General features: G+C 68.7%; 12 protein-coding genes and 1 pseudogene. 6 read left to right on the forward strand and 7 right to left on the reverse strand.

Annotation, left to right across the window (positions count from 1 at the left end):
* Positions 1–270: 270 nt before the first annotated feature.
* Positions 271–966 (forward strand): hypothetical protein, encoded by a 696-nt coding sequence (locus tag AC07V5_RS10455; RefSeq protein ID WP_495115585.1) that lies wholly within the window; start codon positions 271–273, stop codon positions 964–966.
* 5 nt (positions 967–971) lie between these two features.
* On the opposite strand, the gene AC07V5_RS10460 is transcribed toward AC07V5_RS10455, so the two are convergent.
* Both AC07V5_RS10460 and AC07V5_RS10465 read right to left on the reverse strand, forming a co-directional pair.
* Complete coding sequence (locus AC07V5_RS10460; protein WP_495115586.1) at positions 972–1,586, reverse strand: hypothetical protein; 615 nt, start codon at positions 1,584–1,586, stop codon at positions 972–974.
* Positions 1,587–1,732: 146 nt separating this feature from the next.
* Positions 1,733–2,179, reverse strand: a complete 447-nt coding sequence (locus AC07V5_RS10465; protein ID WP_495115587.1) for an Lrp/AsnC family transcriptional regulator — start codon at positions 2,177–2,179, stop codon at positions 1,733–1,735.
* A gap of 95 nt (positions 2,180–2,274) precedes the next feature.
* Here AC07V5_RS10465 and AC07V5_RS10470 point away from each other — a divergent pair, with 95 nt between their 5' ends.
* On the forward strand, positions 2,275–3,219 hold the full coding sequence (locus tag AC07V5_RS10470; RefSeq protein WP_495115588.1) for a DMT family transporter: 945 nt from the start codon (positions 2,275–2,277) through the stop codon (positions 3,217–3,219).
* Here the strand turns inward: AC07V5_RS10470 and AC07V5_RS10475 are convergent.
* The gene (locus AC07V5_RS10475; RefSeq protein WP_495115589.1) at positions 3,146–3,676 is read right to left on the reverse strand and encodes an SRPBCC family protein; all 531 of its coding nucleotides are present in this window, start codon (positions 3,674–3,676) and stop codon (positions 3,146–3,148) included. The two genes, AC07V5_RS10470 and AC07V5_RS10475, sit on opposite strands and share 74 nt — an antisense overlap.
* 80 nt (positions 3,677–3,756) lie before the next feature.
* Between AC07V5_RS10475 and AC07V5_RS10480 the strand changes: the two genes are divergently transcribed.
* Positions 3,757–4,617 (forward strand): phytanoyl-CoA dioxygenase family protein, encoded by an 861-nt coding sequence (locus AC07V5_RS10480; protein WP_495115590.1) that lies wholly within the window; start codon positions 3,757–3,759, stop codon positions 4,615–4,617.
* Positions 4,618–4,766: 149 nt separating this feature from the next.
* Entirely contained in the window at positions 4,767–5,888 is a 1,122-nt protein-coding gene (locus AC07V5_RS10485) for a BON domain-containing protein (RefSeq protein ID WP_495115591.1), read from the forward strand.
* Positions 5,889–5,945: 57 nt separating this feature from the next.
* Here the strand turns inward: AC07V5_RS10485 and AC07V5_RS10490 are convergent, their stop codons facing one another.
* The 4 genes and pseudogenes from AC07V5_RS10490 to ttcA all read right to left on the reverse strand — a co-directional run.
* Complete coding sequence (locus AC07V5_RS10490) at positions 5,946–6,365, reverse strand: hypothetical protein (protein WP_495115592.1); 420 nt, start codon at positions 6,363–6,365, stop codon at positions 5,946–5,948.
* Between the two features lie 107 nt (positions 6,366–6,472).
* Positions 6,473–7,852 carry a bifunctional UDP-N-acetylglucosamine diphosphorylase/glucosamine-1-phosphate N-acetyltransferase GlmU gene (gene glmU / locus AC07V5_RS10495; protein WP_495115593.1) on the reverse strand — a complete coding sequence of 460 codons (1,380 nt, stop codon included), beginning with the start codon at positions 7,850–7,852 and terminating at the stop codon, positions 6,473–6,475.
* 65 nt (positions 7,853–7,917) lie between these two features.
* Entirely contained in the window at positions 7,918–8,541 is a 624-nt protein-coding gene (locus tag AC07V5_RS10500) for a DUF4136 domain-containing protein (RefSeq protein ID WP_495115594.1), read from the reverse strand.
* A gap of 61 nt (positions 8,542–8,602) precedes the next feature.
* Positions 8,603–9,481: pseudogene (gene ttcA / locus AC07V5_RS10505) on the reverse strand (tRNA 2-thiocytidine(32) synthetase TtcA); the annotation flags it as partial.
* Positions 9,482–9,688: 207 nt separating this feature from the next.
* On the opposite strand from ttcA, the gene AC07V5_RS10510 reads away from it, so the two are divergent.
* Positions 9,689–9,976 (forward strand): DUF2249 domain-containing protein, encoded by a 288-nt coding sequence (locus AC07V5_RS10510; RefSeq protein WP_495115595.1) that lies wholly within the window; start codon positions 9,689–9,691, stop codon positions 9,974–9,976.
* Positions 9,977–10,010: 34 nt separating this feature from the next.
* Entirely contained in the window at positions 10,011–12,281 is a 2,271-nt protein-coding gene (locus tag AC07V5_RS10515; RefSeq protein ID WP_495115596.1) for a nitric-oxide reductase large subunit, read from the forward strand.
* Positions 12,282–12,286 lie beyond the last annotated feature (5 nt).

Consider the following 12,286-nt stretch of genomic DNA (forward strand, 5'->3'; position numbering starts at 1 on the left):
TGGCGGGCGAGTGAGGATGGGCGGGACGTGGGGGCGGCGGGCGCGGCGGCAACCCGGTGTTTGCCCGCAGTCAGCCGCAGCGCAAACGTCAGCTCGCCAGCCAGCACCGGCAGCATCACGGCCGGGAACCGCAGCTTGCCGCGGCCCGGCTATGGGTGCAGCACCTTTGTACGGCTTAACCAAAGCAACGCCGGGTAACAGTTGCCCGACGATTGACGGAGGCCCCGGCCCTAGAGTCGATGCCTGAGCCACGATTCCCGCCTGCCGCCCATGCGCCACCCTTCCCGGACCGTACTTGCTTCGACCCTGCTGCTGGCCCTGCTTGCCGGTTGCGCCGCTGTGCGCGAGGTGCGGGAAGGGCGCGAAGGGCGCATGGCCCAGCCGCCGTCCGTGGCCGGCTTGGCCCAGGAGAGCTTCGGCAAGGCGGGCTGGGGGCGGCAGGGCGAGTTCACGCTCAGCGGCCAGCGCGTGCGCTACGAGCGCGGTGCGGATCGGCTGGCGCTGTTCGAGCCGCTGCCCGGCGCCGTGCGCGCGCCGCTGCGTTTCTGGGCTGGCCCGGCGGGCGACAGCGCGGCCGTCTGCGAGGCCTGGACGCCCGAGCAAAGCGCCAACGGCCGGCTGGCCGACAGCAAGCCCTGGGTGTTGAGCTGCCGCTGGGGCAACGCACCTGCCGCCATGCTGCAGATCGGCGAAGGCCAGATGCGCCGCGGCAAGCTCAGCCGCGAGGGCGCCTACCGCCGTGGCGAGCTGACCGTGGGGCTGCGCTCGGCCCATCTGCACGAAGGCAGCACCCAGCCGCAGACGGCGGCCGTGGGCTACGAGATGCTGCACCAGGGCACGGTGGTGGGCAGCCTGGACCTGAGCGGCAGCGTGCCGCGCCTGCGCCGGCCCGACCCGGCGACGCCGCTGGGCCGTGCGGTAACCGAGGCGGCCTTGGCCCTGGCCCTGGTCTGGGAACCGAGCTGACGGGCTCAGCCCTTGGCGCCGCGCCGCGCGCGCACCGCCCACAGCGCGAGGGCGGCGGCGATGGCCAGCGGCAGGCTGCCCGGCAGGGGCAGCTTCTGCTGGACGATGACGCCGTTGAACCACATCTCGCCGATGGAATCGGTGAGCACGAAGTTGACGGCGGCCGAGAGGGTCTGGCCGGGGTTGAATGAGCCGAGGCTGAAGGCCGCGAGGCTGTCGCCGGCGCCGATGCCAAAGACGGGGTTCAGCGCCGCGAAGCTGATGTCGGTGTCGGAGAGCTTGATGAAGCGATCCTCGTTGTCGGCCTCGGCCGCGAGGTTGCCTTGGCGGAACAGGCCGGCGGCGTTGTCCCACTGCATGGCGTTGGCGTTCGCCGGCTGGCCGTTGACCCATTGCGAGGTCGCGATGAAGAACAGCGGGCCGGTCGCGAAGGCGTTGTTGTTGGTCCAGTCGAGTGGCGTGACCCAGCGCGAGGTGCCGTTGCCGAGATTCGTGATGAAGGGGCCGCCCGTCTGGGTGGAACCGATGGAGCCGATCACCTCGTAGGGCGCAGCCAGCAGCAGGGACGGGGCGAGCAGCAGCGCAGCGAGCCAGACCCGTGCGCGGAGGAGGAGAGACATCATGATGCGTCCTTTCCTGGAGGGGCTCGCGGACGTTGCGCCTGCACTGGGCCAGGGTCAATGCTGGCTGCGCTGCCTCCACCGCTTTCGGGGGGAAGGCGGCTGCCGATTGAGGATCAGGTGTTCTCGGCCGGCATTGAGCGCGGTCAGCCGGCCAGCTTCAGCATCGGCGCGCGGCGGCGCAAGGGCTGGGCCTTGACGATGCTGGAGCTGGTCTGGGAGCAGTCGGCCAGTCGGTCCAGGGCTTGGTCCAGGTGTTCGATGGAGCGCAGCGCCAGCCGCAGCACGAAGCAGTCGTCGCCGGTGACCTTGTCGCACTCCAGCGCCTCGGGCATGGCCTCGATGCGCTGCTGCACGGTGGCCAGCGCGCCGGGCATGGGCCGCACGCGCACGATGGCCTGGAGGGTGAAACCCAGCGCCACAGGGTCGATGTCGATGGTGAAGGCGCGGATCACTCCCCGCTCGCGCAGCCGCGTCAACCGCTCCGACGTGGCGGCTGGCGACAGGCGGATCGCCTGGGCCAGATCCTTCAGCGGTGCGCGGGAGTCGGCGGCCAGGGCGGCCAGCAGCAGGCGGTCGGTGGGGTCGATCATGATTCGGTCTGAATGGTATTTTTCCGTTCTGGATTCTGCCAATCTCAGGATTCGCCGCATTCTCTGTATGTGAGCATCAGGAATGCCCGGGAACAATGACATTCCTCGTCACTGCAAGGATCCCCGTGTCTCCCACCACCCGCGGCGTGCTCGAAATGGGCGGCGCGATGAGCCTGCTGGGCTCGATTGGCTACTTCGTGCTGCTGTCCGGGCTGGCGCCGTTGGACGTCGTGTTCTGGCGCTGCGGCTTCGGGTTGTTGACGCTGGCGCTGATCTGCACTGTGCTTGGCCTGTGGCGCCGGCCCACTGCGCGCGAGTTCGGCCTGGCCGTGTTGGGCGGCGTGGCCATCGTGCTGAACTGGGTGCTGCTGTTCGCAGCCTACAGCCGGGCCTCGGTGGCCGTGGCCACGGCGGTCTACAACCTGCAGCCCTTCCTGCTGATGGGCCTGGGCGTCGTGTTCTTCGGCGAGCGCCTGAGCGCGGCGCGGCTGGCCTGGGTGGGGCTGGCCTTCGCTGGCGTCCTGCTTATCGTGCAGGCGCGGCCGAGCGCCGGCTATGTGGGCGGCAATTTCGGGCTGGGCGTCGCGATGGCGTTGGCTGCCGCCGCGCTGTGGGCGGTGGCGGCGGTGGTGGCCAAGCGCCTGGCCGGCATGGCGGCGCCGCTGATCGCCTTGATCCAGGTGAGCGTGGGCGTGCTGATGCTGGCGCCGTTTGCCGACTTTGGCCATCTGCCGCAGACGGCGTGGGGATGGATGCCGCTGGTGGTGCTCGGCGTTGTGCACACCGGGCTGATGTACGCGCTGATGTACGCCGGCGTGCAGCGGCTGCCGACGGCCCTGCAGGGCGGGCTGTCCTTCCTCTACCCGGTGGTGGCCATCGCCGTGGACCGCGTGGCGCTCGGGCATGCGCTGGCGCCGCTGCAGTGGCTGGGTGCGGCGGCCATCCTGATCGGGGCCGCCGGCCTGGTCAGGGCTTCTCGGCCAACGCCTTCAGGTTGGCCAGGCCGGCATCGAAGTCCGGGCCGACCATCTTGTCCATGAACAGGCCCATCCAGCGGTAGATGGGGTTGGCGCCCATGTCGCCGTTCATGGCCCACGTGACCTGGGTGGCGCCGCCGTTGGCGTCAAGGCGGAAGTCGCCGGTCGACGTGGTGCCGAAGTCGGGGAAGAACAGGTCGTAGCCCAGGCGCTTGGGCGGCTCGGCGCTCGTGAAGGTCATGCGGCCGTCGCCCTGGGTCTTGCTCTTCCAGGCCCACACGGCGCCGGCGCCTGAAGGCGGGCCGCTGTACTCGATGGCCATGGCAGGGTCGCGCTGGTTCCAGGCGCTCCAGGCCTTCCAGCCACGCGGGTCGGCGATGAGGGCGTAGATCTTTTCGGGGGCGGCGTTGATCGTCACCGTGCGCGACACGGTGAACTTGGGCGACAGCATCAAGCCGCCGCCCAGGCACACGGCCAGCAGTGCGACGACGACGATCAGCAGGACCTTGAGTGCTTTCATCAGGGCTTCTCCCGAAGATTGAGGTAGGCGCACTGTGGGCGCGCGGCGGCGGCGACACAATCCGCACAACTCCTTCCCGCATGCATATGAAGATCGACGCCGACCTCGCCTCCGTCTACGCCGAACAGGGCTTCCTCGTCATCCCCGGCTTCAAGCCTGCCGCCGACATCGCCGCGCTGCGCGCCCGTGCGCTGGAGATCGTCGACGCCTTCGACCCCGGCGAGCAGCGCCCCGTCTTCACGACCGAGGAGCAGCAGCGCCATGTCGACGACTACTTCCTCGACAGCGGCGACCAGGTGCGTTGCTTCTTCGAGGAGGAGGCCTTCGACGCCGAAGGCCGGCTGCGTGTGCCCAAGGAACTGGCCATCAACAAGATCGGCCATGCGATGCACGACCTCGACCCGGTGTTCTCGGCTTTCTCCAAGGGCGAGGCACTGCGCGGCGTTGCGGCGCAGTTGGGCTTGAACAAGCCGCAGGTCTGGCAGAGCATGTTCATCTTCAAGCAGCCCGGCATCGGCGGCGAGGTGCGTTGGCACCAGGACGCCAGCTTCTTCGAGAGCGACCCCATCACCGTGACGACCTTCTGGTTCGCGCTGGAAGACGCGACGCTGCAGAACGGCTGCCTGTGGACCGAGCCCGGCGGCCACAAGGGCTCGCGTGGCGTGCTCCGCGAGCGCTTCGTGCGCGAGGGCCGCAAGGCCTGGATGGAGCAGATCGACCCGACGCCCTGGCCGGCGGCGGATTCGGCCGAGGCGATCCCGCTGGAAGTCGAGGCCGGCTCGCTGGTTGTCTTCCACGGCCTGCTGCCGCACTACTCGGCGGCCAACCGCTCCGAGAAGTCGCGCCACGCCTACACGCTGCATGTGACGGACGCGGCCAGCCGCTACTCGCCGCGCAACTGGCTGCAGCGTGAGCAGACGTTGCCGGTGCGCCCGTTCTAGCGGCATTCGCTTACCGCAGTCACAACTCGCTACGCCCCTGGCCCGCTGTCCTACAAGGCAAGGCTGCCTAGGCCGGCACGGCGCGTGCCCGCGCCGTTCCAACAATGGATTCATCACGAACCCGTCGATTACGACAACAGGAGGCAGTGATGAAGTTTCCCAAATCAATGCATGCAGACGGCTGGGCCAATCACTTCGATGACGCCCCGGCGGCTCCCGTCAGAACCTCCCCGAAGCCGGGCCTGAAGACGGGCTTCAAGGCCGGCGCCAAGCCCGTCAATGCGCACACGCCGCTTCACGGCGACCCGCTGCCCTACAACCGTACCGCCAGCGTGACGACGCCCGTTTCACCGGCCGCGTATTCGCATGCCGCTGCTGCGCCCACCGTGCGCCCAGCGGCAAGCACTTCCGCGTCCAGCAGCGCGCCGCGTTCCAACACCACGCCCTGGGTGATCGGTGTTGGCGTGGGTGCCCTGCTGATCGGCGGAGCGGTGGTGATGTCGCGCAGCATGAAGCCCAGCGAGCCCGCTGCGGCCATCGTTGTTGGCCAGGCCACGCCGTCGCCGGAAGACGTGCAGTTGCAGACCGCGCCGCCCAGCACTGGCGTGGTGACGGCGGCGCCCGAGGCGACGCCCACGCCGGCCGAAACGCCTGCAGTCAAGGCGGCCGATGAGGCGCCCGCCGTGAAGCCGGCCGATGAGGCGCCCGCCGTGAAGCCGGCCCCCGCCGAGACGCGCACGGCCAAGGCCTCTGTGCCGACGCCGCCGGTCACCGTGGCTGCTGCGCCGGCGCCCAAGGTGCAGGCACCGGAACCTGTCGTCCGTACGCTGACGCCGCAGCCTGAAGTGCTGGCCCAGGCCTCGCCGCCGCCGGTGCTGCGCGACATCCTGCCGATGCCCGCCGCTACGCCTGCGACCCCTGCTGTCGTGCCGCCGGAAGCCACCACCGCGCCGGTCGTTCCGCCCGTGGCCACCGCTCCGGTGACGCCACCCCTGGCCCAGCAGGCCCCTGCCGCGCCTGATCCGGTGGACACCGGCATCACCGTCCAGGTTCGCCAGGCGCTGGCTGCCGATGCAGTGTTGTCGACGGCGCGCATCGCGGTCACGACCGACCATGGTGTTGTCAAGCTGGAAGGCCAGGCGCCCGACATCCAGGCCCGTGAGCGTGCCACCGTCGTCGCTGCGGCCACGACCGGCGTGAAGGCGGTGGACAACCGCCTGACGCTGCCGCCGATGGCAGCCCTGGACAAGACGCTCAGCAACGGCGGTTGAAGCCGCCGGAATGAAAAAGGCGCCCTCCGGGGCGCCTTTTGCGTTGTGCGGTTGTGCTCAGTGGCAGTGCTGGGTGCGGGCCGGGGCGAGCTCGGCGTCGATCAGCGCTTCTTCGGTCACTTCGCGGGCGGCTTCGAGCTGCAGGCAGAGTTCGGTGATGCCGTCTTCGCGGCCACCCACCACTTCGGGCAGCGGTGCGCCGGCGATGTCGGTGGGCAGGTCGGCGAGGGCGCCGATGAGCTGGAACAGCAATTCCAGGCTGGCTTCGCCGCCCTGCGGCAGGTCGCGTGCGGCGCCGAGGCTGCGAGCCAGGTACCAGCAGGCGTCGGCGGCGTTGTTGCAGGCCTGGGCCTTCAGCTCCAGCGCGCGGTTGCGGGCGTCGGCCTCGCTGCGGGCCTGGGCGATCTCGAACGCACCGAGGTCGGCCGGGATGGCATCGTCAAGCGAGAGCGCGGCAAAGTCGAGTTCGTGGGCCATGAGGTACAGCGAGTTCGTGAGGCGGGGTCATCCTAACGGCGGGCCGGTTCGGCGAGTGCCCCCCGACCTCGGGCGGTGTGAAGCAATCGCCGGAACTAAGTCACTATTCAACGCTTCTTCGCAGGACGGGTCCAACCGGCCAGTGCCACCTGTTTGCCGCGCGCCACGGCCAGGTCGCCGGGGTTGACATCCTTGGTGATGGTCGAGCCGCCACCGATGGTGGCGCCATTGCCCAGCGTGATCGGCGCCACCAGCACGCAGTTGGAGCCGACGTGGACATCGTCGCCGATGGTCGTGCGGTGTTTGTTGGCGCCGTCGTAGTTGGCCGTGATGCTGCCGGCGCCGTAGTTCACGCGCTCGCCCACCGTCGCGTCGCCGAGATAGGCCAGATGGTTGGCCTTGGCGCCCTTGGCCAGCGTCGAATTCTTCACCTCGACGAAGTTGCCGATGTGGACTTCGGCGCCCAGCTGAGCGCCCGGGCGCAGGCGGGCGAAGGGGCCGATCAGTGCGCCTTCGCCAACGCTGGCGCCGGCCGCTTCGCCGTCGATGTGCGTGAACTCGTGGATGCGCGCGCCGGCCGCGATCTTCACGTTGCGGACGACGCAGTTGGCGCCGACGCGCACGCCGTCGCCCAGCTCCACGTGGCCCTCGAAGACGCAGTTCACGTCGATCTCCACGTCCTGGCCATGCGTCAGCGTGCCGCGCAGGTCGAAGCGGGCCGGGTCGGCCAGGCGCACGCCGGCGCGCATCAGGTCTTCGGCCTGCTGGGCCTGGAAGGCGCGTTCCAGCTGCGCGAGTTGCACGGGGTCGTTCACGCCCAGTACCTCGGTCTCGCTGCCGGCCTTGATGCCCAGCACCGGCAGGCCTTCGGCAACAGCCATCGCGACGATGTCGGTCAGGTAGTACTCGCCCTGGGCGTTGTTGTTGGTCAGTTGGCCGACCCAGCGCTTCAGCGCGCCGGTGGGGGCGGCCATCATGCCGCTGTAGCCCTCGTGGATGAGGCGCTGCTCGGGCGTGGCGTCCTTGTGCTCGACGATGGCGAGCACGCCACCGTCGTCGGGGTCGCGAATGATGCGGCCGTAGCCGGTGGGGTCGAAGAGATCCACCGTCAGCAGCACGAGGGCGTGGCCGGCGCAGGCATCGATGAGGGCCTTGGCCGTGGTCGTCTCGATGAGGGGCACGTCGCCGTTCAGGATCAGCGTCGTGCCTTCGCCCTGCAGCACGGGCACGACCTGCTGGATGGCGTGGCCGGTGCCCAACTGGGGCATCTGGCGCACGAACGAGATGCCGTCAGCCGCAACTGCGGCTTCGACCTGCTCGGCGCCATGGCCGGTGATGACGATGCGGGCCTGCGCCGCGAGCGGTTCGCAGCTCTTCAGCACATGGGCCAGCAGCGCGCGGCCGGCGAGCTTGTGCAACACCTTGGGCGTTGCGGACTTCATGCGGGTGCCTTTGCCCGCCGCCATGATCACGATATTGAGCGCCATGCCTGCCTTGCGACTGCGTTTTAACGAAGTCGCGATTATGGTCAGGCGCGCATGGCGCAGCCGGGTCAGCGCACCGCTTGCACGCCGACGCGGTGCGATTTTGGGTTGACCTTGGGGAACTCGGCCAGGGCGGCGTCGAACAGATTGGCGATGACCGCCTCGCTGCCCATGGTCATGCCTTCGTTGCTGGCGTGGGTCTCGAACAGGGCCTCGCCGCTGGCGCGGTCGCGCATCAGCAAGGCCACGGCACGGTCGTAGCGGCGGTCGAAGAAGGGGTCATGGCGCCAGCCAAAGCCACCCCAGCCGGGCGCGTACCCGTAGCGCGGCGAGATCAGGCGGCCGCGCCAGCGCCACCACAGCGGGTCGTCCCAGGGCACGGGGTCGTAGGCGGTGACGCGGGCGCCCAGCGTGACGAGCACGTCGGCGCTCTTGGCGTCGGCCGCGGGCTTGAAGCCGGCCTTTTCGAGCGCGGCCTTGGCGGCGTCTTCCAGCGTGGCCTGGCGCTTGGCGGCTTCCTCGCTCTGCTGCTGCGAGGGCAGGCGGTCGAAGGCATAGCTGCCGGGCTTGCGGTCGGCCGGCCAGCTGCCATAACTGGAAACGTCAGCGGAGACCGTGTAGGGGCCGGTGCAGCCGGCGAGTGCGGCGACCGAGGCGGCGGCCAGGGCGGAGAGGATCAGGCGGCGGTTCATGACGGCACCTCCATCAACGAGATGCCGCCATTCTGACCCGCTCAGATTGCCCCTTTGTAAATCAGCGTTGCAGCGTGATGACCGAAGCCGGCGTAGGTGTCGCGCAGCTTTCGTCGTCGTCGAAGGCGATGTCACCGTCCGGCTCGGCCTGGCCGGTGGCCTTCATGGTCTCGAACGGGAACAGCTTCTTGTCCATCATGTGCGAGGGCACGATGTTGCCCATGGCCGTGAAGATGTTGTCGATGCGGCCGGGGTAGCGCTTCTCCCACTCGTTGATCATGGCCTTGACCTGCACGCGCTGCAGGTTGTCCTGGCTGCCGCAGAGGTTGCAAGGAATGATCGGGAACTCGCGGTGCTCGGCCCAGCGCACGAGGTCGGGTTCCTTCACGTAGGCCAGCGGGCGGATGACGACGTTCTTGCCGTCGTCGCTGACCAGCTTGGCCGGCATGCCCTTCAGGCGGCTGCCGAAGAACATGTTCAGGAACAGCGTCGTGACCATGTCGTCGCGGTGGTGGCCAAGCGCGATCTTGGTGGCGCCCAGCTCACCCGCCACGCGGTACAGGATGCCGCGGCGCAGGCGCGAGCACAGGCTGCAGGTCGTCTTGCCCTCGGGGATGAGGCGCTTGACGATGGAATAGGTGTCCTGGGTCTCGATGTGGAAGTCCACGCCGCGCGAACGCAGGTAGTTGGGCAGCACGTCTTCCGGGAAGCCGGGCTGCTTCTGGTCGAGGTTGACGGCGACGAGGCTGAACTTGATCGGCGCGCGCACCTGCAGGTTCAGCAGGATGTCCAGCATCGCGTAGCTGTCCTTGCCGCCCGACAGGCACACCATGACCTTGTCGCCGTCTTCAATCATGTGGAAGTCGGTGACGGCCTGGCCGACCTGGCGGTGCAGGCGCTTGGAGAGCTTGTTGATCTCGTGCGCGGCCCGTTTGGCGGCGAGGTCTTCCGCGTTGGGCGTTGCTGGGGAGATGGGGGCGAGGACTTCAGACATCCCGCCATTGTCCCAAACCGCGCGGGATGTGCTCGGTTGGCGGCTTCCGGATGACCGCCGGGCTGCTGCCGACGGTCAATTTGATGTACGTCAAATCCCCGGGCGGGGTGGATTCCTAAGATTCATGCATCACAAATGCATGTTCAAGAAACCATGACATCGAGCCCCTGCATCACCCAAGTCGACCTGCGCGAATCCGCCCGCGAGTCCAGGCCGGCGCGCATCGCCGAGGTCCTCCGCGGCCTGAGCCCGGGCGATTCGACGGAGTTGATCGACGACACCGACCCCCAACCCCTGCTGTTGCAGCTCGGCAAGAGCCTGCCGGGGCAGTTCACCTGGGACGCCAGCCAGGTCGACGCGGACCTGTGGGTCACGCGGCTGGCCAAGGCCCCTGCGGCGCACAGCGAAGGCCGCTGCTGCGGCGCCTGCGGCGGAACCTGAGCGGCATACAGCGAGCATTTGAGAAGGAAGCATCATGAAATCCACCACGAGGCTCTGGCGTTGGCTGGGCCTGATATTCGTCCTGTCGTTCGGTGCCCTGGGCTACCTGGGCTGGCAGATCTACCTCTCCGCCCCGCCCATCCCGACCCGGGTGGTCAGCGCCGACGGCGAGGTGTTGTTCACCGGTGAGCAGATCCAGCTGGGCCAGCAAGCCTGGCTGACTGCCGGCGGCCAGCAGCTCGGCACGGTGTGGGGGCATGGCGCCTATGTCGCACCCGACTGGTCGGCAGACTGGCTGCACCGCGAAGCGTTGGCGCTGAAGGCCCTGCGTCTGGCCGAGCAGCAGCAGGGCGGCCTGCCCGTCAGCGATGCCCAGCGGGCCGCGGTCGACCAGGGCTTGCGCGACGAGATGCGCCGCAACACCCACGACGACGCCAGCGGCGACGTGCGTGTCTCCGCCGCCCGCGCCCAGGCCATCCGTGAAGTCGCCGCGCACTACGAAGGCCTCTTCGGCACCGACCCTGCGCTGGAAAAGCTGCGCGACCAGTACGCGATGACGGCCGGCGCCCTGCCGGAGGCCGAGCACCGCAAGGCGCTGGCGGCCTTCTTCTTCTGGTCGGCCTGGGCGACGGTGACGGACCGCCCCGGCGAAACCGGCCTGTCCTACACCAGCAACTGGCCACACGAGCCCATGGTGGGCAACACGATGAGCACCTCGGCCGCGATGTGGTCGATGGCCAGCATCGTGCTGCTGCTGGCCGGTATCGCCGCGATGCTGTGGCTGCACAAGAACGGCGATGAGGAGGAGGCGCAAGTGCCCAAGGCCGACCCGCTGCTGGGCGCCAAGGCCACGCCGTCGATGAAGGCGACGCGCAAGTACTTCTTCGTCGTCATCGGCCTGATGCTGCTGCAGATCGGCATGGGCGCCATCACCGCGCACTACGCGGTGGAGGGCCAGGCCTTCTTCGGCATTCCGCTGGCGCAGATCCTGCCGTACACCGTCACCCGCACCATCCACACGCAGATCGGCGTGTTCTGGATCGCCACGGCCTGGCTGGCCACGGGCCTGTACGTCGCGCCGCTGCTGTCGGGCGCCGAACCCAAGCTGCAGAAGCTCGGCGTCGACGCGCTGTTCTGGGCGCTCATCGTCGTCGTGCTCGGCTCCACCATCACCGGCTGGCTGGGCACGCTGCAGCACCGAGGCATCGACTTCAGCTTCTGGTTCGGCAACCAGGGCCTGGAGTTCACGAGCATGGGCCGCTTCTGGCAGATCCTGCTCTTCGTCGGCCTGCTGCTCTGGGTCTTCCTGCTGGGCCGCGCACTGTGGCCGGCGCTGAAGCGGCCTTCTGAAACCCGCGGCCTCATCGCCATGGTCTTCCTGTCGGCCACCTGCATCGGCGGCTTCTATGCCAGCTCGCTGACCTGGGGCCAGCACACCCACTATTCGATGATCGAGTACTGGCGCTGGTGGCTGGTGCACCTGTGGGTGGAGGGCTTCTTCGAGGTCTTCGCCACGGCCGTGGTCGCGCTGATCTTCACCAACCTGGGCCTGCTGCGGGCGGCCTCTGCCAACCGCGCCATCGTTGCCGAGACCATCGTCTTCCTGTTCGGCGGCATCCTGGGCACGCTGCACCACCTGTACTGGACGGGCACGCCCACCTCGGTCATCGCGGTCGGCTCGGTCTTCTCCGCGCTGGAGGTGGTGCCGCTGACGCTGATCGGCCTGGAAGCACTGCAGACCTATCGCCGCTCGAAGAACGTCGCCTGGCTGGGCGCCTACAAGTGGGTCATCCTGTCCTTCGTCGCCGTGGGCTTCTGGAACACCGTGGGCGCCGGCCTGCTGGGCTTTGCCATCAACCCGCCCGCGTCGCTGTACTACGTGCAGGGCCTGAACATGACGGCGGCCCACGGCCACGCGGCGCTGTTCGGCGTCTACGGCATGCTGGGTATCGGCCTGATGCTGTTCTGCCTGCGCGGCCTGTACGACCGGGCATTGCATGCCGACAAGTTCCTCAAGCCCGCCTTCTGGAGCCTGAACATCGGCCTGGCGATGATGGTTTTCATGTCGCTGCTGCCGGCCGGCATCTACCAGGCCTACGAGAGCATCACCAAGGGCCTGTGGTACGCCCGCTCGCCGGAAGTCATCCACTCCAAGCTGATGGAGACGCTGGTGTGGCTGCGCGTGCCGGGCGACATCGTGTTCGCCGCGGGCAGCGTGTTCCTGGCCTTGTACGCCCTGGCCCTGCTGCGCCGCCGTGCGGCGGATCGCCTGCCCGCAGGCGCCGCACCGGCCCGTGGGCGCTGAAAGGA

This window comes from Roseateles sp. GW821-FHT02E12 (genome assembly GCF_059421665.1).

What these genes read in the sequence shown, in the direction of transcription:
- AC07V5_RS10455 (WP_495115585.1), top strand. Translation starts at nt 271, where the DNA reads ATGCGCCACCCTTCCCGGACCGTACTTGCTTCGACCCTGCTGCTGGCC.
- AC07V5_RS10460 (WP_495115586.1), bottom strand. Translation starts at nt 1,586, where the DNA reads ATGTCTCTCCTCCTCCGCGCACGGGTCTGGCTCGCTGCGCTGCTGCTC.
- AC07V5_RS10465 (WP_495115587.1), bottom strand. Translation starts at nt 2,179, where the DNA reads ATGATCGACCCCACCGACCGCCTGCTGCTGGCCGCCCTGGCCGCCGAC.
- AC07V5_RS10470 (WP_495115588.1), top strand. Translation starts at nt 2,275, where the DNA reads ATGACATTCCTCGTCACTGCAAGGATCCCCGTGTCTCCCACCACCCGC.
- AC07V5_RS10475 (WP_495115589.1), bottom strand. Translation starts at nt 3,676, where the DNA reads ATGAAAGCACTCAAGGTCCTGCTGATCGTCGTCGTCGCACTGCTGGCC.
- AC07V5_RS10480 (WP_495115590.1), top strand. Translation starts at nt 3,757, where the DNA reads ATGCATATGAAGATCGACGCCGACCTCGCCTCCGTCTACGCCGAACAG.
- AC07V5_RS10485 (WP_495115591.1), top strand. Translation starts at nt 4,767, where the DNA reads ATGAAGTTTCCCAAATCAATGCATGCAGACGGCTGGGCCAATCACTTC.
- AC07V5_RS10490 (WP_495115592.1), bottom strand. Translation starts at nt 6,365, where the DNA reads ATGGCCCACGAACTCGACTTTGCCGCGCTCTCGCTTGACGATGCCATC.
- glmU (WP_495115593.1), bottom strand. Translation starts at nt 7,852, where the DNA reads ATGGCGCTCAATATCGTGATCATGGCGGCGGGCAAAGGCACCCGCATG.
- AC07V5_RS10500 (WP_495115594.1), bottom strand. Translation starts at nt 8,541, where the DNA reads ATGAACCGCCGCCTGATCCTCTCCGCCCTGGCCGCCGCCTCGGTCGCC.
- AC07V5_RS10510 (WP_495115595.1), top strand. Translation starts at nt 9,689, where the DNA reads ATGACATCGAGCCCCTGCATCACCCAAGTCGACCTGCGCGAATCCGCC.
- AC07V5_RS10515 (WP_495115596.1), top strand. Translation starts at nt 10,011, where the DNA reads ATGAAATCCACCACGAGGCTCTGGCGTTGGCTGGGCCTGATATTCGTC.